Origin of the sequence: Shewanella khirikhana (genome assembly GCF_003957745.1) — a bacterium.
Classification (GTDB): Bacteria; Pseudomonadota; Gammaproteobacteria; order Enterobacterales; family Shewanellaceae; genus Shewanella; species Shewanella khirikhana.
Genome location: NZ_CP020373.1, coordinates 2,678,223 through 2,700,410, shown reverse-complemented (window position 1 = coordinate 2,700,410; position 22,188 = coordinate 2,678,223). Strand labels below are relative to the sequence as shown.

26 protein-coding genes are annotated in these 22,188 nt (G+C 55.2%); 19 read left to right on the top strand and 7 right to left on the bottom strand.

Translation table 11 applies throughout. The features are described from left to right. Positions 1-11 precede the first annotated feature (11 nt). The 8 genes from prfA (at position 12) to STH12_RS11715 (ending at position 7,707) form a co-directional block, all read left to right on the top strand. The gene (gene prfA / locus STH12_RS11750) at positions 12-1,103 is read left to right on the top strand and encodes a peptide chain release factor 1 (RefSeq protein WP_126167732.1); all 1,092 of its coding nucleotides are present in this window, start codon (positions 12-14) and stop codon (positions 1,101-1,103) included. Positions 1,104-1,106: 3 nt separating this feature from the next. Beyond that, on the top strand, positions 1,107-1,958 hold the full coding sequence (gene prmC, locus STH12_RS11745) for a peptide chain release factor N(5)-glutamine methyltransferase (protein ID WP_126167731.1): 852 nt from the start codon (positions 1,107-1,109) through the stop codon (positions 1,956-1,958). 87 nt (positions 1,959-2,045) lie between these two features. Continuing rightward, on the top strand, positions 2,046-2,444 hold the full coding sequence (locus STH12_RS11740; protein ID WP_126167730.1) for a SirB2 family protein: 399 nt from the start codon (positions 2,046-2,048) through the stop codon (positions 2,442-2,444). Next, positions 2,441-3,229 (top strand): transglutaminase family protein, encoded by a 789-nt coding sequence (locus STH12_RS11735; RefSeq protein WP_126167729.1) that lies wholly within the window; start codon positions 2,441-2,443, stop codon positions 3,227-3,229. Before STH12_RS11740 ends, STH12_RS11735 begins: the two co-directional genes overlap by 4 nt. A gap of 45 nt (positions 3,230-3,274) precedes the next feature. Beyond that, positions 3,275-4,513 carry a DUF819 family protein gene (locus tag STH12_RS11730; protein WP_126167728.1) on the top strand — a complete coding sequence of 413 codons (1,239 nt, stop codon included), beginning with the start codon at positions 3,275-3,277 and terminating at the stop codon, positions 4,511-4,513. Positions 4,514-4,638: 125 nt separating this feature from the next. After that, the gene (locus STH12_RS11725; protein WP_218567741.1) at positions 4,639-5,712 is read left to right on the top strand and encodes a DUF1176 domain-containing protein; all 1,074 of its coding nucleotides are present in this window, start codon (positions 4,639-4,641) and stop codon (positions 5,710-5,712) included. Positions 5,713-5,899: 187 nt separating this feature from the next. After that, positions 5,900-6,748 carry a 3-deoxy-8-phosphooctulonate synthase gene (gene kdsA, locus STH12_RS11720; protein WP_126167727.1) on the top strand — a complete coding sequence of 283 codons (849 nt, stop codon included), beginning with the start codon at positions 5,900-5,902 and terminating at the stop codon, positions 6,746-6,748. A gap of 83 nt (positions 6,749-6,831) precedes the next feature. Beyond that, positions 6,832-7,707, top strand: coding sequence for a DMT family transporter (locus STH12_RS11715; protein WP_126167726.1), 876 nt, complete (start codon positions 6,832-6,834; stop codon positions 7,705-7,707). 41 nt (positions 7,708-7,748) lie between these two features. Here the strand turns inward: STH12_RS11715 and STH12_RS11710 are convergent, their stop codons facing one another. Together STH12_RS11710 and STH12_RS11705 are read right to left on the bottom strand one after the other, a co-directional pair. Further along, positions 7,749-8,741 (bottom strand): ketopantoate reductase family protein, encoded by a 993-nt coding sequence (locus STH12_RS11710; RefSeq protein ID WP_126167725.1) that lies wholly within the window; start codon positions 8,739-8,741, stop codon positions 7,749-7,751. Next, positions 8,738-9,100, bottom strand: coding sequence for a VanZ family protein (locus STH12_RS11705; protein ID WP_126167724.1), 363 nt, complete (start codon positions 9,098-9,100; stop codon positions 8,738-8,740). Before STH12_RS11705 ends, STH12_RS11710 begins: the two co-directional genes overlap by 4 nt. 177 nt (positions 9,101-9,277) lie before the next feature. Here STH12_RS11705 and STH12_RS11700 point away from each other — a divergent pair, with 177 nt between their 5' ends. Beyond that, positions 9,278-9,763, top strand: coding sequence for a YajQ family cyclic di-GMP-binding protein (locus tag STH12_RS11700; RefSeq protein WP_126167723.1), 486 nt, complete (start codon positions 9,278-9,280; stop codon positions 9,761-9,763). A 90-nt stretch (positions 9,764-9,853) separates the two neighbouring features. Here STH12_RS11700 and STH12_RS11695 read toward each other — a convergent pair whose 3' ends face one another. The 4 genes from STH12_RS11695 to STH12_RS11680 form a co-directional block, all read right to left on the bottom strand. After that, entirely contained in the window at positions 9,854-11,263 is a 1,410-nt protein-coding gene (locus STH12_RS11695) for an AmpG family muropeptide MFS transporter (protein WP_126167722.1), read from the bottom strand. A 174-nt stretch (positions 11,264-11,437) separates the two neighbouring features. After that, positions 11,438-11,764, bottom strand: a complete 327-nt coding sequence (locus tag STH12_RS11690) for a hypothetical protein (protein WP_126167721.1) — start codon at positions 11,762-11,764, stop codon at positions 11,438-11,440. Positions 11,765-11,830: 66 nt separating this feature from the next. Beyond that, on the bottom strand, positions 11,831-12,418 hold the full coding sequence (locus STH12_RS11685) for a peptidylprolyl isomerase (protein ID WP_126167720.1): 588 nt from the start codon (positions 12,416-12,418) through the stop codon (positions 11,831-11,833). Between the two features lie 16 nt (positions 12,419-12,434). After that, positions 12,435-12,995, bottom strand: coding sequence for a YajG family lipoprotein (locus STH12_RS11680; protein ID WP_164551201.1), 561 nt, complete (start codon positions 12,993-12,995; stop codon positions 12,435-12,437). A 137-nt stretch (positions 12,996-13,132) separates the two neighbouring features. On the opposite strand from STH12_RS11680, the gene STH12_RS11675 reads away from it, so the two are divergent. The 5 genes from STH12_RS11675 (at position 13,133) to STH12_RS11655 (ending at position 17,169) form a co-directional block, all read left to right on the top strand. Then, entirely contained in the window at positions 13,133-13,681 is a 549-nt protein-coding gene (locus STH12_RS11675; protein ID WP_126167718.1) for a porin family protein, read from the top strand. Between the two features lie 328 nt (positions 13,682-14,009). Continuing rightward, positions 14,010-14,993 (top strand): DUF2804 domain-containing protein, encoded by a 984-nt coding sequence (locus STH12_RS11670; protein WP_126169501.1) that lies wholly within the window; start codon positions 14,010-14,012, stop codon positions 14,991-14,993. A 38-nt stretch (positions 14,994-15,031) separates the two neighbouring features. Further along, a complete protein-coding gene (locus STH12_RS11665; RefSeq protein WP_126167717.1) occupies positions 15,032-15,895 on the top strand; it encodes a sterol desaturase family protein in 864 nt (287 codons plus the stop codon). 61 nt (positions 15,896-15,956) lie between these two features. After that, positions 15,957-16,607, top strand: coding sequence for a glutaredoxin 2 (gene grxB / locus STH12_RS11660; protein WP_126167716.1), 651 nt, complete (start codon positions 15,957-15,959; stop codon positions 16,605-16,607). Between the two features lie 244 nt (positions 16,608-16,851). Then, a complete protein-coding gene (locus STH12_RS11655; RefSeq protein WP_126167715.1) occupies positions 16,852-17,169 on the top strand; it encodes a hypothetical protein in 318 nt (105 codons plus the stop codon). Between the two features lie 24 nt (positions 17,170-17,193). Here STH12_RS11655 and STH12_RS11650 read toward each other — a convergent pair whose 3' ends face one another. Beyond that, positions 17,194-18,342 (bottom strand): methyltransferase, encoded by a 1,149-nt coding sequence (locus STH12_RS11650; protein WP_126167714.1) that lies wholly within the window; start codon positions 18,340-18,342, stop codon positions 17,194-17,196. Positions 18,343-18,453: 111 nt separating this feature from the next. On the opposite strand from STH12_RS11650, the gene STH12_RS11645 reads away from it, so the two are divergent. The 5 genes from STH12_RS11645 (at position 18,454) to STH12_RS11625 (ending at position 22,175) form a co-directional block, all read left to right on the top strand. Beyond that, positions 18,454-19,077, top strand: coding sequence for an alpha-ketoglutarate-dependent dioxygenase AlkB family protein (locus STH12_RS11645; RefSeq protein WP_126167713.1), 624 nt, complete (start codon positions 18,454-18,456; stop codon positions 19,075-19,077). Between the two features lie 192 nt (positions 19,078-19,269). Continuing rightward, positions 19,270-19,782, top strand: coding sequence for a glycine cleavage system transcriptional repressor (locus STH12_RS11640; protein ID WP_164551200.1), 513 nt, complete (start codon positions 19,270-19,272; stop codon positions 19,780-19,782). Between the two features lie 55 nt (positions 19,783-19,837). Beyond that, positions 19,838-20,137 (top strand): BolA family protein, encoded by a 300-nt coding sequence (locus tag STH12_RS11635; protein WP_126167711.1) that lies wholly within the window; start codon positions 19,838-19,840, stop codon positions 20,135-20,137. Positions 20,138-20,304: 167 nt separating this feature from the next. Further along, the gene (locus STH12_RS11630) at positions 20,305-20,811 is read left to right on the top strand and encodes a TRAP transporter small permease subunit (protein ID WP_126167710.1); all 507 of its coding nucleotides are present in this window, start codon (positions 20,305-20,307) and stop codon (positions 20,809-20,811) included. Next, on the top strand, positions 20,811-22,175 hold the full coding sequence (locus tag STH12_RS11625) for a TRAP transporter large permease (RefSeq protein ID WP_126167709.1): 1,365 nt from the start codon (positions 20,811-20,813) through the stop codon (positions 22,173-22,175). Before STH12_RS11630 ends, STH12_RS11625 begins: the two co-directional genes overlap by 1 nt. Positions 22,176-22,188 lie beyond the last annotated feature (13 nt).

Below are 22,188 nucleotides of genomic sequence, written 5' to 3'. Positions count from 1 at the left end.
TTGAGAGCTAAATGAAGGAATCCGTCATCCGCAAGCTGGAAGGCTTGCTCGAGCGCAACGAAGAAGTACTGGCGCTGCTCAGCGATGCCAGCATCATTGCCGATCAGGACCGTTTTCGTGCACTGTCCAAGGAATACGCCCAACTCGAAGACGTGGTAAAGGGCTTTAAGGCCTACCAACAAGCCGTCGCCGATCTGGATACCGCCAAAGAAATGCTCGAGGAGGACGATCCTGAGCTGCGCGAGATGGCCCAGGAAGAGATGAAATCCGCCAAGGCGGCACTCGAGCATCTGGAAGCCGAGCTGCAAATCCTGCTGCTGCCCAAAGATCCCAACGATGAAGCCAATGCTTTCGTGGAAATCCGCGCCGGTGCCGGTGGTGATGAAGCGGCGATTTTCGCCGGTGATCTGTTCCGCATGTACAGCCGTTATGCCGAGGCACAGCGCTGGCAGGTGGAAATCGTCAGTGCCAACGAAGGTGAGCACGGCGGTTTCAAAGAAGTGATTGCCAAGTTCAGCGGCGATGGCGTGTACGGCAAACTCAAGTTCGAGTCCGGTGGTCACCGGGTGCAGCGGGTGCCGGAAACCGAATCCCAGGGCAGGGTACATACCTCTGCCTGTACCGTGGCGGTGCTGCACGAAGTGCCTGAAGCCGAAGCGGTGGAAATCAATCCGTCCGAGCTGCGTATCGATACCTTCCGTGCCTCAGGCGCCGGTGGTCAGCACGTCAACAAAACCGACTCTGCTATCCGTATTACCCACCTGCCCACGGGCCTGGTGGTGGAATGTCAGGACGAGCGCTCGCAGCACAAGAACAAGGCTAAGGCCATGTCTGTGCTGGTGGCCCGTTTGCAGGCGGCCGAAGATGAGAAGCGTCGCAGCGCAGAAGCCACGACCCGTCGCAATCTGGTGGGCAGCGGCGATCGCTCCGAGCGCATCCGTACCTATAACTTCCCTCAGGGACGGGTGAGCGACCATCGCATCAACCTGACCCTGTATCGCCTCAACGAGGTGATTGAAGGGGACCTTAACGCCCTGATTGACCCTATTGTGCAGGAATATCAGGCCGATCTGCTGGCCGCGTTGGCCGACGAGCAGGGGTAAGATTTGGCTTCCCAATCCAGCATAGGTGAGGCCCTGCAATGGGCCTTTCGCACATTGGCCAGCTCATCGGAGTCGGCCAATATCGATGCCGAAGTGCTGCTGCAGCACTGCCTCGGTAAAAACCGCACCTTCCTCTACACCTGGCCTGAGCGACAGCTGTCTGCCGAGCAGTGGAAACGCTTTGAGCAAATGATTGCCAGGCGCGCCAAGGGGATCCCCGTGGCCCACATCGTCGGTGAGCGCGAGTTCTGGTCGCTGCGCTTTATGGTGAATGCCACCACACTTATTCCACGGCCCGACACCGAGATCTTGGTGGAAACCGCACTGAATCTGGCGCTGCCGGACAATGCCAGGGTGCTGGATCTCGGCACAGGCACAGGCGCCATTGCGCTGGCGCTGGCCAGTGAGCGCCCAAATTGGCGCATCACCGCGCTCGATAAGGTGGATGATGCTGTAGCGCTGGCCACGGCAAACCGTGACAACCTTGGTTTCAGTCAGGTAGAGGTGCTGCAAAGCGACTGGTTCAGCGCGGTCAAGGATGCCGACTTCGATTTGATTGTTTCCAACCCGCCGTACATAGATGAGCAGGACGAGCATCTGGCCATGGGTGATGTACGCTTTGAGCCCTTAAGCGCCCTGACCGCCGCCGATGAAGGTTATGCTGACCTCAACCATATCGCCATGCACGCCCGTGAGCACTTAAAAGTGGGGGGGTATCTGCTGCTTGAGCACGGCTACGCCCAGGCACTGCGCCTGCGGGAAACCCTGTCTGGCCTTGGTTATCACAAGGTTGCCACAGTGCGGGACTTTGGCTCCAACGATCGCTGTACTCTTGGCCTCTGGCAGGGCGAATAATGGCTTTGCGCGCACCGCCACCAATAGCAAGGGCGGTGCGATTCGGGTACACTAACGCCTTTCGTTTACGGGGAACCTACTTGAGCCATGGAAACCATTAACAGCCTGTATCCCTTTGTGAAGCACCTGCATCTGACCCTGATAGCCGTCAGCGTGTTGTTCTTTGTGGTGCGTTTTGTGCTTAAGCTGAAAGAATCAGCCCTGCTTGAGAAAAAGCTGCTGAAGATAGCACCGCATATCATCGACACCTTCTTGCTGCTGTCCGGCCTGTCGCTGTGCTTCTTAATCAAACAGTATCCATTTGTTGACCCCTGGCTGACCGAGAAAATCCTCGCCGTGGTCGCATACATACTGCTGGCCTTTATGGCGATGAAGTCCAACCGTAACAAGTTCTTCCGTTTCTTTGCCTTCCTGGGTGCCATTGCCTGGGTGGTGTATGCGGCCAAGATGGCCGTGATCAAACAGGCCATTATGCTGGCATCATGAGTGATTTTTCGTTAGAAGGCGGCATCTCCTTGCCGGAGACGCCGCTGGCACTTATTGAACATTTGGGGCTGGCTTCCCGCGAAAAAGCCGAATGGGCCTGGTATGAAATTGCCGGCGGTGTGCTGAGTCATTATCTGGTTGACCAGGAGGCTCGCTTAAAGGCGATGCTGAACTGGTTTTATCGTGATTTGGGCTTTTGCGCCCGCGACGACTATTTCAGCCTGGAGGCTGCAAGCCTCGCCCATGGCTTTTTATCCCGCAGCGGTAACAGCACAGTGCTGGCCACCATCATTATGCTACTGGCCAAGCAACTGGACGTAAAACTTGAGCCTATTTTGCTGCCGGGCAACACCTTGCTGTGTTGGCAACGGGGTAAGTCGCGGCTGATTTTGGACCCTTTGAGCGGCGAGTTTATCGACCGTACCCGGGTTCATGCGCTGGTGCGCGGCGAGCTGGGTAACTGGGCGCGGATGAAACCTGCCTATGTAAAGCCTTCCAGCGTTAAAGAGCTGATTGCCCGTATGCTGCATGAGCTTAAGGCCGGAGCCATAGTTCAGCAGCGTTTTGATGTGGCATTGGAGTGCTGTAACCTGCTGATGGACTGGTATCCGGACGAAACAATGCTCATCCGTGAGCGGGCCTTTATCGCCCAGCAGCTCGGTGCCCATAGGGTGGCCGAGGCGGATCTTAAGCAGTTTATCGATTTAAGCCCCCACGATCCCGTGGTGGAGCTGGTGCGGATGCAGCTGAGGGAATTGGGCGAGCACCAAGATATACTTCATTAAAAAATAATACCTTACAACATAATAACGACTTCGGGGGAAGGGAAGATGACAACGGCGCCTTTGGTCACCAACGACGCAACCGTGCTCGGCTTTTTGGCCATCATTCTGGGATTTGTGTTTTACACTAACAACCATCCCAGCTGGCAAAAATTCTATAAGTTTGTTCCGGCACTGCTGCTGTGTTACTTCCTGCCCTCGCTGCTTAATACCTTTGGCATTGTCGATGGCCATGCCTCCAAGCTCTATTTCGTCGCCACCCGCTATCTGTTGCCCGCCTGTTTGGTGCTGCTGATTTTGTCGGTGGACCTCAAGGCCATCATGGGTCTGGGGCCCAAAGCAGTGGTGATGTTCCTCTGCGGTACCTTGGGGATTGTGATTGGTGGCCCGGTAGCCTTGCTGCTGGTCTCTGCCATCGACCCATCCCTCACTGCTGACATGGGACCGGACTCGGTTTGGCGCGGCATGACCACCCTGGCCGGCAGCTGGATTGGCGGCGGCGCCAACCAGGCGGCCATGAAGGAAATCTACGAAGTGGGCGGCAATGTGTTCTCGGTGATGATCACCGTGGATGTGATTGTGGCTAACGTCTGGATGGCGGTGCTGCTGTTTATGGCCTCCCGCGCCAAAGAAATCGACGCCAAAACCGGTGCTGATACCACTGCCATCGAAGTGCTGAAAGCCAAGGTTGAGAAGTACAAGGCCGAAAACGAGCGTAACCCCAGCCTGACCGACTTGATGCTGATGTTGGCGGTGGGTTTTGGTATCACGGGTTTTGCCCATATCGCCGCCGATTTCCTGGCGCCTTTCTTCCTGGAAAACTTCCCCTGGACCAAGCAATACAGCCTTACCTCCGGTTTCTTCTGGCTGGTTGTGATTGTGACCACAGCGGGTCTGGCCTTGTCCTTCACTCCGGTGCGCCATCTCGAAGCGGCAGGTGCCTCCAAGGTGGCATCGGCGTTCCTGTATGTGCTGGTGGCCACCATCGGCCTGCACATGGACGTGAGTGAGATTTTCAATACTCCGATTTACTTCCTGCTGGGGATTACCTGGATGCTGGTGCACGCAGGCTTTATGTTGCTGGTGGCCAAGCTCATTAAGGCGCCGCTGTTTTATATGGCGGTTGGCAGCCAGGCCAACGTGGGCGGCGCTGCGTCCGCACCTGTGGTGGCTGCGGCTTTCCATCCGTCATTGGCGCCGGTAGGGGTGTTGCTGGCGGTATTTGGTTATGCCCTCGGCACCTACATGGCCTGGCTGTGCGGCCAGTTCCTGCAGGTGGTGGGGTAAGCGGGTAAACAGGATTTATCGGCAAAAGACCTGAGGCTTTCCTCGGGTCTTCGTTTTTTAAGCGTTGCTTTCAGTAACCGTTTCCAGTTCACGCTTTTCAGTAACTGTGTAGAAGGAATTACCAGATGAAGACATCTCGGCCAGCAGGCTTTCACGGTATCAGGGCGGCACTCGCTGTCGCGTTTGGCCTTATCCCCGGGCTTGCATCCATGGTTGCAAGCCCTCTGGCCAGTGCGTTTGAAGGCGAGCGGTTTTACCACAAAGACTGGCTACTTGCCTGCGACAACACCGGCACCTGCCGGGCGGCAGGCTACTCGGCTGAGGGTAACCGCAACGCCGTGGCGCTGATGTTTACCCGTCAGGCAGGACCTGCAACCGATATCAGTGCCAAGGTATTTTTGGGCGATTTCAGTGAGTTTGAACCCTGGCCGACTGAGATTAACCTCTATATTGATGGCCAGGAGCTTGGCCCGGTAGAGGGCGAGCTGCTGAGCTCGGTGCAGGTACAGGCCTTGCTTGCGGTGATGACCCGGGATGCTCGCATAGAAATTGGTGACGGCAAGGCAAACTGGCTGCTTTCCGGCAGCGGCGCCAGCGCTGTGTTTCGCAAGATGGATGAATATCAGGGGCGTCAGGGCACCCCTTTTGCTGTGGTGGCCAAAGGCAGCAAGCCGGAGTCATCGGTGAAGGCGCCGCAGCCGCTGCCAAAAATCATCAATAAGGCCAACAAAGGTGAGCTCAGGCCAGTGCCAAAAGACTCGGCGCAGTACAATGAGTTGGTCAGTGCGCTCAGAAACAGCATCAAAGATGGTGAAGACATTGCCGATGTTGAGTGTCAGCAACTGTTTGAAGAAGGCCCGGATATCGCCACCGTCAACATAGGCCAGGGCTACACCCTGATTGAAGCCAGCTGCTGGCTTGCTGCCTACAACTATGGCTCCGGCTATTGGCTGCTCGCCGATGGCGATAAGCAGCCCAGACCCTTGCCCGTCAGCGGAAATGACTATGCAGATGGCATTATTTCTGCGGCCCACAAGGGGCGTGGGATTGGCGACTGCTGGAGCTTTGAAAGCTGGGTATTCGATGGCACTCAGATGGTAAAGACAGGTGTCAGCGATACCGGCATGTGCCGTGGCATCGCCGCTGGCGGTATCGACCCCATGCCGACCTATGTGTCTGAGGTGATTTCAAACCCCTGATTGTGCTTTGTAAAGGCCCGCGGTCAAAACCTGGCGCCGGGCCGCAACTCCGCCAAAATCAGGGACTGCATAGGCCAAAGCTGCGCTTTGCCCGATAGCAGGGCGGCAGGGATTCAGGGTATACTCTCCCTCCAATCAGATTCTGTATCGATGCCCCGGGGCGTCGGCCCACTAGAGAGACAGTGTGATGACCAACAAAACCATCCATCTGAACGCCATCGAAATCGCCAACGATAAGCCATTTGTGCTGTTTGGCGGTATGAACGTGCTTGAATCACGCGATCTGGCCATGAGCATTGCCGAGCGCTATGTAGAAGTGACCCAGAAGCTTGGGATCCCCTATGTATTCAAGGCCTCTTTTGACAAGGCCAACCGCTCGTCCATCAACTCCTATCGCGGTCCGGGGATGGAAGAAGGCCTGAAGATTTTCCAGGAAATCAAAGACACCTTCAATGTGCCGCTCATTACCGACGTACACGAGCCTTATCAGTGCGCCCCTGTGGCCGAAGTGGTCGACATCATCCAGCTGCCGGCGTTTCTGGCTCGTCAGACCGACTTGGTGATTGCCATGGCCAAGACAGGCGCCATCATCAACGTGAAGAAGCCACAGTTTCTGGCACCCCACGAGATGCGCCACATAGTGAAGAAATTCAACGAAGCTGGTAACGACGAAATCATCCTGTGCGAGCGTGGCAGCTGCTTTGGTTACAACAACCTGGTGGTAGACATGCTGGGCATGGATGAGATGAAGCAGAGCGGTTATCCAGTGATTTTCGATGCCACCCACGCGCTGCAGCGCCCTGGTGGCCGTGAAGATTCTGCCGGTGGTCGCCGCGCCCAGGCAACCGAGCTGGCCCGCAGCGGTATGGCGCTGGGTCTGGCCGGTCTCTTTATCGAAGCGCACCCGGATCCGGACAACGCCAAGTGCGATGGCCCCTGTGCCCTGCCACTGCATCAACTGGAAGGCTACCTCAGTCAGATGAAAGCGGTAGATGACCTGGTGAAATCTTTTCCTGCTCTGGACACCAGCAAGTAAACCACAGCACCAATTGGCTGTGTTATGCTCAAACGCCCGGCTTTGCCGGGCGTTTTTGTCTGAGTTTTCGGGAGCATACAACGATGTGGGTCTTGTTCACCCTGATGGCGGCCTTTATGCAGGCTTGGCGCAACGCCTTTCAAAGTGAGCTCAGTCGCGATGTTGGCGTGCTTGGTGTGACCCTGGCGCGTTTTCTCTATGCGGGCCCGCTGGCTGCGCTGTATCTGGCCGGGTTATACCTGTGGCAGGATGCGGCCATTCCCACCTTCGGCGTGGATGCGCTGGGGTTTATTCTCGGGGCGGCGCTGATGCAAATTCTGGCTACCGCCTTAATGGTAAAGCTGTTTCAGCTTAAAAACTTCGCCATTGGCGCCGGGCTTGCCAAGAGCGAGGCACTGGTTGCGGCAATTCTCGGGGTGGCCTTTTTTGGTACCAGCCTGTCACTCTTTGGCTGGCTTGGGGTGATTGTGGGCACTGTGGCGGTGTTTATGCTCTCAAGCAAGGGCGGGCTCAGTACCCTGTCGCCCAAAACCTTGCTGCTGGGCCTTGCCAGCGGCAGTGCCTTTGCGCTCACGTCGCTATGGGTTCGTGAAGCCAGCCTTTGTCTCGATGTGCCTTTTCCCCACCGCGCCGCCTGGGTGCTGTTGCTGGTTATTGTTATTCAAACGGTGATTTTGCTGTTGTGGCTGCTGATAAGAAAGCCTGACGAGCTTAAGGCCATGATGGCAAGAAACCGGCTGACGCTGGCTATCAGTGTCAGCAGTTGCCTGGGCTCCATTGGCTGGTTTTCGGCCATGTCGCTTACCGCTGTCCCCTATGTGAAAACCCTGGGGCAGGTGGAAATCTTCTTTATGATGCTGGTGTCGAGCTGGTATCTGAAACAAAAGGTGCAGGTAAAGGATATGGCCGCGCTGGTGCTGATTGCGATGGCTGCCATCATGGTGATGTGGCCTCAGTGATGTGGCCTCAGTGATGTGGCCACAATAAGAAGCGGCACAGCTTAAACGCGTTGCTCCAGTGCGTGAATGGCGTCGACGAGCACCTTGTTGGCGGGCGTCGCTATATTATGGCGATTGCCAAGGCTCACCAGATAGCCATTGATGGCATCAATCTCGGTTTTGCGCCTGTGGTCCACATCCTGGCGCATTGAGGAGCGATTGGCGGCTGTAAGGCGAATGACCTCATACACACGCGCAGATAGGCGCTCTTCCTGTAACTCAATGCCCTGAGTCTTGGCTACCTTAACCAATTCACTCAATACCGCCGCTATGGTGCTTTGGAATTCATCGGCTGCCAGTTCGCCATTGCAGACGCCATGAATTGCTGTGAGCGGGTTAATGCAGGCATTGACCGCCAGCTTTTGCCACAGGGCAGGCAGTATCGCCTCCACCCACTCGCTGCCGGGAATGGCGCTGAGCAGCGTCGCTTTAAGCTCAGGCGCCATGGCTGGACCTGCACAGTGGCCAAATTGCGTCAGGCCACTGCCGGTTTGCTTGAGTTGGTGTTTACTCAGGCGCAGCGCGCCCTGACTGGTGGTGCCCAGGGTCAGGCCGCGGCCATCGAGATGGGGAATAAGGGCTTCATGGGGACCAAGGCCGTTATGAAGCAGCAGCAAATGGCAATCACGACTGAGCCTTGGCAGCAATGGCAGCAAAGCGTCCATCACCTGGTAGGCTTTTACGGTGACAATCAGTAAACGGATACTTGCCACACCAGCAGCTTCAGGGCCAGAACCCTGGAAACCAGAGCTCTGAACACCAGAGCTCTGAACACCAGAGCTCTGAAAACCTGAGCCCTGAAATCCAGAGCCGTCAAAGCATTGCTGAGTTTCTTCGCCTGCAAGTGAGATAAAGCCAAATGGCTCGGTAAGCGGCTGATAATCGCGCCCAAGCAAGCTGGGCCGGATCCCGGCATGGGCCAATTGATGCGCTATCAGCTGGCCGACTGCACCGGCGCCGAGAATCGCAATTCCCTTTGGCGCCTCAGTGTTCATGACTGCTCGAACCTGGCCGCCAAAAAGTAACGGCGATAAAGCCAGTGGGTAAAAAAGAAGGCGGCAACACCAGCCAGGTCGGCAGCAATGTCGCCCCAGGAGGCGCTGCGATAAGGCAGACGCGACTGCACAATTTCAATTAGTCCGGCATAGGCGGCGAGGGCGCCGAGCATCAGGTACCATCGGGGACGAAACGCCAACTGGGTCAGCCAGGCCAGGCCAAAGAAGGTGGTGAAATGGCCTACTTTATCCAAATGCGGAATGGACTGGGGATAGCTGGGCTTGGAGAAAACCAGATAACTGGTGATACACAGCGCGATCACCAGCACGATTTTAAACAGGAACTGCCGATTCTTCACACGAGACTTTTGTTGCCGGGTTAAGGCGCCCATCATAGGGAAATGTCGTCCCAAAGTCATCTATCCGGCTGTAAATCTCTGTGTCAATTCTGATACAGCTGCTAAGGCTTCACCTCGGTGAGGCGGGCAGTTAAACTAGGGGCAGTTTTGCTTTTTCTGTTTAGGGGTTATTCGAACATGCCTTCATTCGATATTGTTTCAGAAGTGGATGCGGTAGAGCTTAAAAATGCCGTGGACAATACCCGCCGCGAGATGGACGGTCGTTTTGATTTTCGTGGCGTTGAGTACAGCGTTGATTTTAAAGATTTTGTAGTAACCCTGCGCTCTGAGTCTGACTTTCAGTGCCGCCAGATGGTGGATATTCTGCGCGGTCAGCTGGCCAAACGGGACGTGGACGCCAAGGCCATGGACGTGGACGACAAGATAGTGCACACCGGCAAGAGCTTTGCGCAAACGGTGAAGTTCAAGCAGGGCATAGACCAGGATGTGGCCAAAAAGCTGGTGAAACTCATCAAAGACAGCAAGGTAAAGGTGCAGGCGCAAATTCAGGGTGACTCAGTGCGGGTAACCGGCAAGAAGCGTGACGACCTGCAGGCCATTATGCAGCTGGCCCGTACGTCTGAACTGGGGCAGCCTTTCCAGTTCAATAACTTCCGCGATTAAGCGGTAGCTGATTCAATGAAAAAGGCAGTCACCTGATGACTGCCTTTTTGCTTTAAGTGCTTGGTACTGAACTCATGTGGTTTTTATCATTCAGCGCACTTGCTCGTCGGTTGACGCTTCAGTCGGTTGCGCCTGTTTGTGGGGCACAGTTTTATCGACCAGCCATACCAGCAGCAGTACCGGCAGGCCAATCAGGCTGGCGCTGATGAAAAAGTTCACATACCCAAAGGCATCAACCCAGGCGCCGGAGAAACCGGCAATAAACTTGGGAAACAGCAGCATGATGGACGACAGCAGCGCGTATTGGGTTGCGCTGTAGCCTGAGCTGGTGAGGCTGGAGAGATAGGCAATAAAGGCGGCCGTTGCTATGCCGCCGCTGAAATTATCGATGGAGATGGCGATGGTCAGCAGCTGCATGTCGTAGCCCACCACTGCCTGCCAGGCAAACAGCAAATTGGTGGTCGCCACCAAAAGACCGCCCAGAAACAGGATTTTCATGGTGCCGTAGCGGGCAAGCAGAATGCCGCCAAAGGCCGCACCAATGAGGGTCATGATTAGGCCATATACCTTGCTTAGAAACGCGATTTCCTCTTTGGAAAAGCCCATGTCCACGTAGAACACGTTGGCCATAATGCCCATCACAATATCGGAAATCCGATAGCAGGAGATCAGCGCCAAAATCAGGATGGCGCTTTTGCCATAGCGCTTGAAAAAGTCGATAAAGGGCGCCACCACGGCGCTGTATACCCAGGAGAGCGCCGCCGCCATTTTGGGCGAATAACGGCTGCTGAGTTTTTGCCGCATCTCGGCTTCATCGGCATTGGCTTGCCCTGCATCCACTTCGGGCTCTTTGGCAAACAGGGTGGTGATGATACCAATCAGCATCAGTCCGGCCATGGCCATGTAAGCGGTTTGCCAGGATGCCAGGCGATAACCGGTTTCCTCCGGCGCAACCCAGGCGGCAATGGTCAGCGCTCCGGCGGTGGCGACAATCATGGCGCTGCGATAACCGATTTGATACGCCGCTGCCATGGCAGCCTGCATCTCTTCCGGCGCTGAATCGATACGAAAGGCGTCGATGACAATATCCTGGGTGGCAGAGGCGAAGGCCACCATCAGCGCGCACACCGCCATGTAGGTAAGGCTCTCTTTGGGGTCGCTCATGGCCATCCCCATGATGGCAGCAACCAGGGTGAGCTGGGCAAACAACATCCAGCCACGGCGCCGGCCAAACAGCCGCGAGAACAGCGGCAGCGGCATTCGATCAACCAGTGGTGACCAGAGCCACTTAAAGGCGTACAAAATGGCAATCCAGCTGAAATAGCCGATGGCAGTACGATCGACGCCCGCTTCACGCAGCCAGAATGACAGAGTGGAGAACACCAGCATCAACGGCAAACCGGCGGAGAAGCCGAGAAACAGCATCACCATCACCCGGCGGTGGCGGTAAACTGCGAACAGATCCCAGAGTTTGGTAAAGGTATCGACGATAATCGGCATGGCGGCCAGGGTCTGGAGAAGATGCCCTAGGATAACTTACATGGGCAAGCCAAGGTCAAGGTAAAGGTCGAGCTAATTGCTTGTTGTGCTTAAAAGTCGTGCTTTGGATGACGCAGGTTTGGCAAGGTGCGGGCAAAAAAAGACCCGCCTTGGCGGGGTCTTTGTGGGACTGGCTCAGGATGCCGGGCGGATCCCGATACAGCCGCCGGGAAGCTCGCCGCCAATGCTCAGAAACTCACAGCAATCGTGCAGCTGCTTTCGCAGAAACTGATTGCCGCGCAGTGTCCAAACGGGCCAACGATCAAAGCAGTGTATCAGGTGCCAGAACACCTTTTCCGTGTCGGTTTGCGCTTCACCCTGTGGGTTGAGTTGTTGCCACTCTTCCAGGGTATCCCATAAATACAGCTGGATCTCGCGATAATCGAGCTGGTCACTCAAGAACGCTCTTCCATACTGAGCTAATTGGGGCGCCTTGGTGTCGATGAAGTCCATTGGGGTCATCGGATCGCCTCCATGTTGTTGCTCAGTGAGTATAGCCAAGTCCTGAGCATTAGCTCAAAACACAGTTTATTTTCTTGGCAACAATTTTGCCGACTTAAGGATGATTGGCGTTACCGGCACATCGGGCCAATTGAGTTTGGCGTTGTGCTCGGTGGGTACGACGGCCATGGCTTCCAGCACTTCGCGACCTTCAACCACTTCACCAAACACCGCATAACCCCAGCGCCGCTTGGACGGATCGAGCTTCTTGTTGTCGGCCACATTAAAGTAAAACTGGCGGGTGGCGGTGTGGGGATCGTTTTCCCGCGCCATGGCGATGGTGCCAAAGCTGTTGGACAGGCCATTACCGGACTCATTGAAGATAGGCTTGTCTTCGGCTTTTTCTTCGAGCTTGGGGTCGAGACCGCCGCCCTGCACCACAAATTCGGCAATAATGCGGTGGAAAATGGTGTTGTCGTACTCGCCCTTTACTACATAGGTGAGGAAGTTATCGACCGTAATGGGCGCGCGGGTGCGATCAAGCTCCACCACGATTTTGCCCATGGTGGTTTGCATTTCAACCTGTGGGTAGAGGTTATCGGGCTGAATATCTACCTTGGCGGCACTGGCCAGGCTCGAAAGGGTCAGCATCAGTGTGGCGACTATCCATTTCATCTTGTTTTCCTTATTGTTATTGCATTAAAAACTGGTTGAGTTCGGGGTCGTTGACTATGTCAGCCGCCAGGCGGGTGATGAGCTTATTCATCTCCAGCTCCAGGGTGGCCAAATCCAGGCTGAAGGGGCCTTTCATCGAACCTTTGGCACTGTAGCGCTTGGAGAAAATCTGCTGGCTGTTGCGGGCATAGGCGCTGATCACGATTTCATTGGCCGCTTCGTAGCCAATCAGGGTTTCGTTGATGTCAGAGTGCAGCCGCTCGAGTTTGAATTCGAGCAGATTGGTGGCCGCCGGATCCAATGTAAAGCCTGCCTGGCGGTAGGCGCTGCGAAACAGCTCACCAAGCTGCTGTGCCGGAGGCTCGCCTGTGCCCATCAATGTGGGCGCTTCGTCGCCCTTGGTAATACGTACCGCATCCATGCTGGTGCGCGCATCTTCGGTGGTCAGAGCAATACGACCCTGGGCCGTGGATACCACGGCAGGCACGTCCGGGCTCAATGCCAGGTAATTGGAAGGACTGCCTGCACAGCCGCCAAAAAGCAGTACGGCGGCCAGTAAACTTACGGATTTTTTCATCATCTTTCCTGCCAGAGACAAAAGTCGCATCAGAATACCAGATTTGGCCTGTATCGCCAGCCGCAGGCCGATTCAGTCGGCGTACAGCTCGCTGCTGGCAAGCTTAGCTGCGAACACACTGACCTTACGGGGAAAAAATGAAAACAGCGGTAGCAGTGGGGCTGATAAGCAGCCTGATGTTGGGCAGTGCAGTGGCTGGCGAAAGCCCGCATCTGCTCGGCGGCAGCTTAGGGTATGGAGCCAAGGAGTTTGAGAGCAAGGACGGCCAGCTTTACGACGGTGGCGATGGCGTGACCTGGGATATCTGGTATCGCTATATGCTGAACGATTACTGGGGGCTGGAGCTGGGATACGCCGGTGTCGATGGCGGTATCATGAGCGCCCTGATTGATACCATCAGCGAGGTACGCGATCTGAGTTACAGCGGCGGCCGGGTGTCTGTGCTGGGGCAGTATCCGATTTATCGCGGTGGCAGCCTCTATGCCAAGGCAGGTTATGGGGTGCATCAGGTTGATTACGAGTACCAAAAGCTGCGTCAGGATGAAAACGATCAGGGGTTTGTCGGTGCGCTGGGTTATCAGCACAGATTCCGAAGCGGTTTTGGTCTGCACGCAGAATATCAGTACACCCCGATGGAAAAACTGTCGGTAACCAGCTTCAACCTTGGCTTGTCGTGGCAGTTTTGATTTCCCTCAGGCTGGTTTACACCCAATAAGTTAGGCCCTCGACCAGAGGGCTTTTTTGTGGCCGTTTGCCAGCAACTTTTACTGGGTAAACCGATGAACGTTCAATTCAAACGGCTGTTAAAAAAATGTATCTGAAAGGCTTTAATCGCTGCCCGAATGGCGCTAGAGTAAAAAACCAAAAACAATAACAACACCCAGCAACAAGACCGCGATGAACAAGCAAAGTAACTCAGTGCAAAGCCGCTCTGCGCAGGTTAATGCTGAGCAAAGCCGCAGCGCTCAGGCCGGGCAGCCGGCCATGAATACCCTAGGGCTGCAGGACTGCCTGATGGCGGCCGGTCGCCCCTGTTTTGGCCACTTTGATGGCCCGGTTGCCGATTTGGGGCTGGATAGGTTTTTACTCACCAACGACATGGACGCCCCCGCCAGTGGCTTTCAGCGCTACTTTGGCTACAAACAATTTGAATTTATTGCCATTCATACCCCCAACTACCTGATAGGCCTGGCCCTGGCGGACATCCGTTATCTCGGTAGTGGCTTTTGCTATGTATTTGATATTAAAAAGGGTAGCTTGCATGAGCGCCATTGGCTGCGGCCGCCAAAAGCCTATGCGCTGGCGCCATCGCCTGTGTCTGGCAGCAGTGAAATGGCAGGCGTGCGCATCCACCGTGAGGATGGACTGTGGCAGTTTGGGCTCAGTTTGGAATTGGAGGGGCTTACGCTCGATGCCGATGTAAGCCTTAAACCCTTGCCGCTGTCATTGCCGATGGCCATGTGCTCCCCAACCGGTTACAGCGGCTGGACCTACACCCAAAAACACAATGCCCTGTCGATAACCGGTGAGCTTAAGATTAATCACGAGCCGCAGCCGCTCTCAAGGGCGCTGGCAGGCTACGACTTTTCCGCAGGCTATATGCGCCGGGAAACCAGCTGGCGCTGGGCGTCCATCAATGCCATGGCCGGGGATGTGCGTTTGGGGCTGAATCTTGCCGCAGGCGTGAACGAAACCGGCAGCAGCGAAAATGTGTTGTGGCTCGATGGGGTGCGCCGCCATCTTGGCCCTGTGCATTTTGAGTTCGACCGCAAGGCGCCTGCAGGTGGCTCCTGGCGGATCTGGTCAGAGCGAGGCGAGCTGGAGCTGCTGTTTACCCCCATGGGATGCCGCTTAGAGAAACTGAACCTGTGGCTGCTCAAAAGTAATTTTCGCCAGTATCTGGGGCAGTTCAGCGGCTGGGTAACGGATGGCGACGGCAACAAGCTGCGCCTCGATGGGGTAAACGGACTGACCGAAGATCACTTTGCCAAGTGGTAGTCACAGGAATAAGACAATAAAAATAACAGGGACTTAAAATGAATATCGATGAGCTGACCCAGCACCCTGAGCTGCTGTTGATTGCGCTGGCACCGATTTTTTTACTCTGCATGGGGCTGGAATGGCTGGTAGCCAATGTGCGTGGCAAATTGCCGGACACCGCCCGATATCGGCTGCCGGAACTTTTGTGTAACTTAAGCCTTGCCGGCATGCACCAGCTGGCGGATTTGTTGACCGGTTTCGCTGTCGCCAAGCTGTACCTGTGGCTGTTTGGTTGGCGGCTTTTTGATATCGAGATGAACTGGCAGAGCTTTTTGCTGCTGTTGCTGGCCCAGGACTTTTGCTACTACTGGTTCCACCGCGCCAGCCACCGTTGCCGGTGGATGTGGGCGGCCCATGTGGCACACCACAGCTCGGAAAACATGAATTTCTCTACCGCGTTTCGTCAAAGTTTGATGTACCCGGTGGCAGGCATGTGGCTGTTTTGGATCCCGCTGGTGATTATCGGCTTCGATCCGGCCTGGGTGGTGTTTTCGGTGCTGGCGAGTCTGGGGTTTCAGTTTTTTGTCCATACCCAGCTGGTGGACAAGCTGGGGCCGCTGGAGTGGCTGTTCAATACTCCCAGCCACCACAGGGTGCATCATGGCTCCAACCCCCAATACATAGACAAGAATTACGCCGGCGTGCTGATTATCTGGGACCGGCTGTTTGGCACCTTTGTTAAAGAAGAAGAAACGGTGCGTTACGGCATTACCAAGCCGGTAAACAGCTTCAATCCGTTGGTGGTGACCTTCAGTGAGTGGCGCGATATGTTGCGTGATGCGATGGCACCCGGGCTGTCTCCCATGGCGCGGCTGCGGCAACTTTTTGCGCCGCCCGCCAGTACAAAATCCACCGAATGAGCCTTCTGGCCTTTGCACCTCTGGGGTATGCTTGGGCCACTCATTGAATTCAGGAATGGTTATGAAACTCTTTGTTTTTGAACATTGTCCTTATTGTGTACGCGCCATGATGCTGGTGGGCTATAAGCAGCTGGATATTGAGATTGAGGTGCTGGCCAATGACGATGTAGAGAGTCGCATTCGCATGGTAGGGGCCAATATGGTGCCTATTCTGCAAAAGGCCGATGGCAGTATTATGGGCGAGAGCCTGGATATTGTTGCTTATCTCGATGCGCTGAAAGGGCAGCCGGTACTTGCGCCTGCTCGCCATGAGGCCGCTATTCAGTCCTGGCTCAAAGAGGCCGGTGCGTACAGCGCGCCCTTGCTGCATCCACGCAATGTGCGTCTTGGGCTGAAGGAATATAATTCAGCGGCTGCCATCGCGTGGTACACCCAAAACAAGAGTGCCGCCATTGGCATGAGCTTTGACGAGGCCTTTGCCAAGTCATCTGAGCTGATTGCTGCCCTGAACCCGCTGTTTACTGGTCTTGGATTTATCCAACTGCCGTCAGAGCGTGATAATCGTCTCGGTTACGATGACATTCTGCTGTATCCCACCCTGCGGAATCTCACTGCTGTGAAGGGTTTGGAGTTTGGCGACCATGTGCGCCGTTACATTGATGAAGTGACCGCGCTGACCTCGGTCAGGCTGTTTGACGACATTGCCATTTAAGGCCATTTAAGTGCCCGCCACTGATATGAATGGGCGCCACACCTCTGATATTCGTGAGCGCCCCGGCCCCTTAAGACTGTGACGGCTCGCCGAATTTCGCTGCAAGTTAAACTTCTGCCTGATGGTTTGACTGTATGCCATGTTTTATCCTGTTAAACGTTGGATCCCTGGCATCCTGTGTGGTGCCGCTGGCTGGAACCATTAGGGAAAAATGGCGGCAATGGGATTGGCAAGGAGAGCAGTTATGGCAATCGTCAGTGCGAAAGAATTTGCGGACTGGCTGTACCGGCATTTTGAATCTGTCGGCCCAGGCGTTAGCCTGAGTCGTGAAGATATCAATAGTCTGACCGGCAGACAGCGGTTTTCACTGGGTTTTGTCCACGATATTCACTATGAGCTGATGCGACATGGCATCGCGTTTGTGACCGACACTTCCCGGGAAAACTTTTACATGGTTAAAGTGTGCGACCGACCCTGGCGAGAACTGCTGAATCAGGATTACGAGAAGGAAATCTTCTCAAATGTGGTGTCGCTTAACCTGTCGTTTAAGAAAAGTTGTTGAAGAAAAGGGCGCCAGGCGCCCTTTTTACTTTATGGATTGCAGAATAACAAACTTGCCATTGCTGGCGATGGTTTTGCAGTTACCAAACAAACGTTTGAGTTTAATGTGATATCCCAGATGGCGGTTGCCGACTATGTGCAGCACGCCACCTTGCTTGAGGCGGCGCTTGGCGTCGTTGAACATTTGCCAGGCGATATGGTCGGTGATGGCCTCACCTTGGTGGAATGGCGGGTTGCAAAGCACCAAATCGGCGCTGATCTCGGCATCCAGATGACTGAGGCAATCGTCCCAGTGGAACTCAGCCAATTCGGGGGGCAGCTCGTTCAATGCCCAGTTGGCGCGGGCGCTTGCCACGGCCATGGCGGACTCATCAACGAAATGGATGCGGGCATCGGGATAGGATTTGGCTGCCTGCAGACCCAGTACGCCATTACCACAACCCAAATCAATCACTTGCCTGAAATCTCCCGCCGGCAGGTTATTCAGCATTAACCGCGCGCCTATATCGAGTTTGTTGGCGGCAAACACATTGCTGTGGTTTTCGAGCATCAGTCCAAGCTCAGGTACCGGCCAGCGGCTCGGCTTGGCGAGCGGCCTTGGTATGCCGTCGGCGATGACGGTAATAACCCGGGTCTTCTTCCAGGCCAGGCTGGCGCTGGCGTCGCCCAGATGCTTCCCGATAAGTGCGAGCAGTGACTGGTTGATGTGTTTGGCTTTGGCACCAATCAACAGCTGCTGACCGGCTTTAAGTGTTTGACTTAACTGACTTAAGATGTCGGCGAAAAAATTCAGGTTTTTCGGCAGTTTCATCAGTATTGCGGCATCGCTGGTCAGTGTGTGCAATTGACTGCAGTCGTGAAATCCAATGCCATTTTGGCTCAGTGCGTTCCCTTGCAGGTTTTCAATGGCACCTAAATGGCAGGTGCGGCCATCGGCGGCAAAGTCGATTGCCGCATCAGCGAAACGGGCACGCAGTGCACAGGTGAGGACACCGAAGCTGTCGTTAATCAACAGCCAGCGTTGGGGTGACATACCTGAATCATCCAGGTGTTTCAGCAAATGTTCGTCGGCGGCATCCCAGGCTTGCAGGTTGGCATCGCTGCTGTCGGGGTAGCGCTTGAGGATAAGTTCGTTATCCAGGCCGGGAAGCTGGGCTGAAAATCGGGTCGTCATATGTCACAGTATCCTTGATTGGGGGCGGAATTATCGCAAATTGCGGCGCCGATTGGTATTGAGATTGATATTGAGATTGGTATCAGTGATCGGAAATAAAGGACGGCAGGTTTGGCAGAGCAGTTTAACCTTGGTTTTTCAGATGGCATTCCAGGTGATGATGCGCCGCCCATCACCCATATCACCGGCTATCTGTCGCCTGAGCAGCGCCAGGCGCTGCTTACCGAAGCCCGGGACTACGCCTTTAGCTCGCCCGAGGTACAGGTATATGGAAAGTGGCATAAAATTCCCCGCGAGCAGCTGTGGCTGGGTGATGAAGGTTGCCAATATCAATACTCATCCTTGTTGATTGAGCCAGCACCCTGGCCCAGGTATGCACTGAAATTGAAAGAGAAACTCAACCGCGAGTTTGGCGCAGGTTTTAATGGCTGTCTGGTGAATCATTATCGCGATGGCCGCGATGCCATGGGGTTTCATGCCGATAATGAGCCCGAGCTGGTGGCCTCGGCGCCGGTTGCCATTGTCAGTCTGGGGCAGGCCAGACCCTTTGTGATGCGACGCCGAGCCGATGGGCACAAGGTGAGGCTGATGCTGCAAAGCGGCGATTTACTGCTGATGCACGCACCGATGCAGGCACTGTGGGAGCATGCCATCCCGCGCTCAGAGCGGCCGATGGATGCGCGGCTGAGCTTTACCTTCAGACGTTTGTCTGCTTTTTATCACCGTGCCTGCTGATAGTTTTTTATTGCTGAAGGCTCTTTAGTGCAGAAGGTTTAGGTTGGCTGAAAGCGCTCACTGGCTGAAGGCTCTGGATTCTGTGCACTTGGCCACAGAAGTACCCGCACGGCAGGGTTACAGTGAACAGGGTATGGGTGAGATATGGCGATGGTTAAGCCGTGTGCCCTGGGGTATTGCAGGAGGCTTTCAATGAAAATTCAATTCATTTCCACCGTGGTAGGTCCCATGGGGCCTGATGTGCTTAAGTCTCTCGCGACACTGAGCCGTGAATGTGGTGCCGAGTGGCTGTCGAGTAAGCTCATTATGCTTGATGGTCAGTTTGCCGCCATGATGCGGGTCAGCATTGATGATGCTAAAGATGCGCAGCTTAGAACCCGTCTTGAACAGGCATTTCCCAATTTGAGTTTTGTGTATGCGCCTGTGGTGGCCGCGGCCGATGAAGCCGAGGCTCTGACCATCGAGCTTGATTGCAGTGACAGACCCGGCCTGACCCGGGATATCAACGATATCCTTGCCAATCTCGGCATTGGCGTAACCCAGATGGAAAGCCACAGGTTGCAGGTGACCAGTTTGGGGCGCACCGTGTTCAACGCCAATATGCAGCTTAAAGTACCGGCCGGTGTTGATACGGCCACCCTGGTGGCGGCCCTGGAAGCGGTTGAACCCAACGCCCGGGTTTATCCAAAATCAGCGGCTGTTTGACCTTTTGCGGCGGCAGCGCTAACCTGCCGCCATCTATTTATTGTGTGAACTTCCTATGTCTGTCGCCGATATTATCCATGCCAAATTGACCGAAGCGCTTGCCCCTGTGCACCTTGAGGTTATCAACGAAAGCCATATGCACAATGTGCCCAAGAACTCTGAGACGCATTTTAAAGTGGTGATTGCCAGCGCGGCCTTTACGGGGCAGCGACTGATTGGCCGCCACCGTGCGGTCAACGCAGCCTTGGCTGATGAACTGGCCGCAGGCGTGCATGCCTTGTCGATGCACACTTACACGCCGGAAGAGTGGCAGGCGCTGGAGGCGGTGCCATCCTCGCCCAAGTGCAGAGGATAAACCTGTCTCTCGTTGAAGGTGCCCGCAGATGCGGGCATTTTTGTTTCTCCCCCGTCTATCCGCGCGTCAGCGTATCCTCAGACCATTTGCTGGTTTCTTCTGTGTGTATTTTCTGTTATCAATAGGTTGCATTGATAACGATAAAAAGCATCAACAAAAACAGTATTATGGGAAAAATAATTCAATTTCTTGAAGGGCTTGGTGAGTCCCTTGGTCGGCTGGTGGGCTGGTTTACCCTTGCTATGGTGATCCTGACCCTGGCGGTGGTGCTGTTACGCTATGTATTCTCCACCGGCGCCACCGCGATGCAGGAAACTGCCCTTTATCTTCACGGCGCTGTGTTTACCCTTGCGGCTGGTTTCACTTTAAAACGCGAAGCCCATGTGCGGGTGGATGTGTTTTATCGCCAGTTTTCCGAGCGCACCCGCCATTGGGTCGACTTCGTCGGCACCCTGGTATTCCTGCTGCCACTTTGTGGTGCCATCTTCTATTTCTGCCTCGACTATGTGCTGCGCTCTTGGCGCATCCACGAAGCTTCTATCGAAGCCGGTGGTTTGCCATTTGTTTATCTGCAAAAAACGCTGCTGCTGGGGCTGTGTATCAGTTTGATTATCCAAGGGCTGTGTGAGCTGTACCGCCATGGAAAGGCGCTGTTTGGCAAGGAGGCTTGCTGATGGCGCTTTTGCTGTTTGCGATTATTTGTCTGGTGTTGATGCTGGGTTACCCGGTTGCCCTGACGCTGGGGGGCGTGGCCTTTTTGTTTGCGGTGGTGGCAAGCTTTTTCGGCGCCTTCGACATGGGGCTGTTTGGCCTGCTACCGAACCGGATTTACGGCATTATCAACAATGAAATCTTGATGGCGGTGCCGCTGTTTGTGTTCATGGGCGTGGTGCTGGAGAAGTCCCGCATCGCCGAGCAGCTGCTGACCACCATGAGTGACTTGTTCGGCCGCTTGCGTGGCGGGCTGATTTTCAGTGTGTTTTTGGTGGGCATGCTGCTTGCGGCCAGCACGGGGATTGTCGGCGCGACTGTGGTCACCATGGGCCTGATGAGTCTGCCGACGCTGCTTAAGCGCGGCTACAGTCCTGAATTCAGTGCCGGTGCCATTTGTGCCACCGGCACCCTGGGGCAGATTATTCCGCCCTCCATTGCGCTGGTGTTGCTTGGGGATGTGCTCTCCAACGCCTATCAGCAAGCGCAGCTGAAAATGGGGATTTTTAACCCCAAGTCGGTGTCGGTGGGCGATTTGTTTGCCGGTGCCCTTATCCCCGGACTTATGCTGGTGGCGCTGTATGTGCTCTACACCCTGGTACGGCTGTGGCGCCACCCGCAAGATTTCGGCAGCGAAGTTGCCGATGTCCGCGAACCGATTTCCATCTCCCGGGTTGTATCGGCGCTGCTGCCACCTTTGGTGCTGATTTTATTGGTGCTTGGCTCCATTCTCACCGGCATTGCTACTCCCACGGAAGCGGCTTCGGTGGGCGCTGCCGGGGCGCTCCTTATTGCTATTGGCAAACGTCAGCTCAGCATGCTGGCACTGAAAGAAGTGATGCAGAGCACGGTGAAAATCACCTCCATGGTGTTTCTCATCCTGATTGGCGCATCGGTGTTTTCACTGGTATTTCGTGGTCTTGGCGGCGAAGAGCTGATCCATGAGCTGTTTATGGCCATGCCCGGCGGTGTGGTCGGTGCCATGTTGCTGGTGATGGCGGTGATCTTCCTGCTTGGCTTTATTCTGGACTTTATCGAAATCACCTTTGTGGTGGTGCCGCTGGTGGCGCCTATTCTGCTGGCGATGGGGCTCGACCCCGTCTGGCTTGGGATCATGATTGCCATGAACCTGCAGACCTCGTTCTTAACGCCCCCTTTTGGTTTTGCCCTTTTCTATCTGCGTGGTGTGACCGGCGATACCGTGTCCAGCGGGCAGATCTACCGGGGAGTCATTCCCTTTGTGGTACTGCAGCTGGTGATGTTGCTGCTGCTGAGCCTTTGGCCGGGATTGGCCACCTGGTTGCCGTCGGTGCTGTATGGCAACTGACGGCCAATACTAA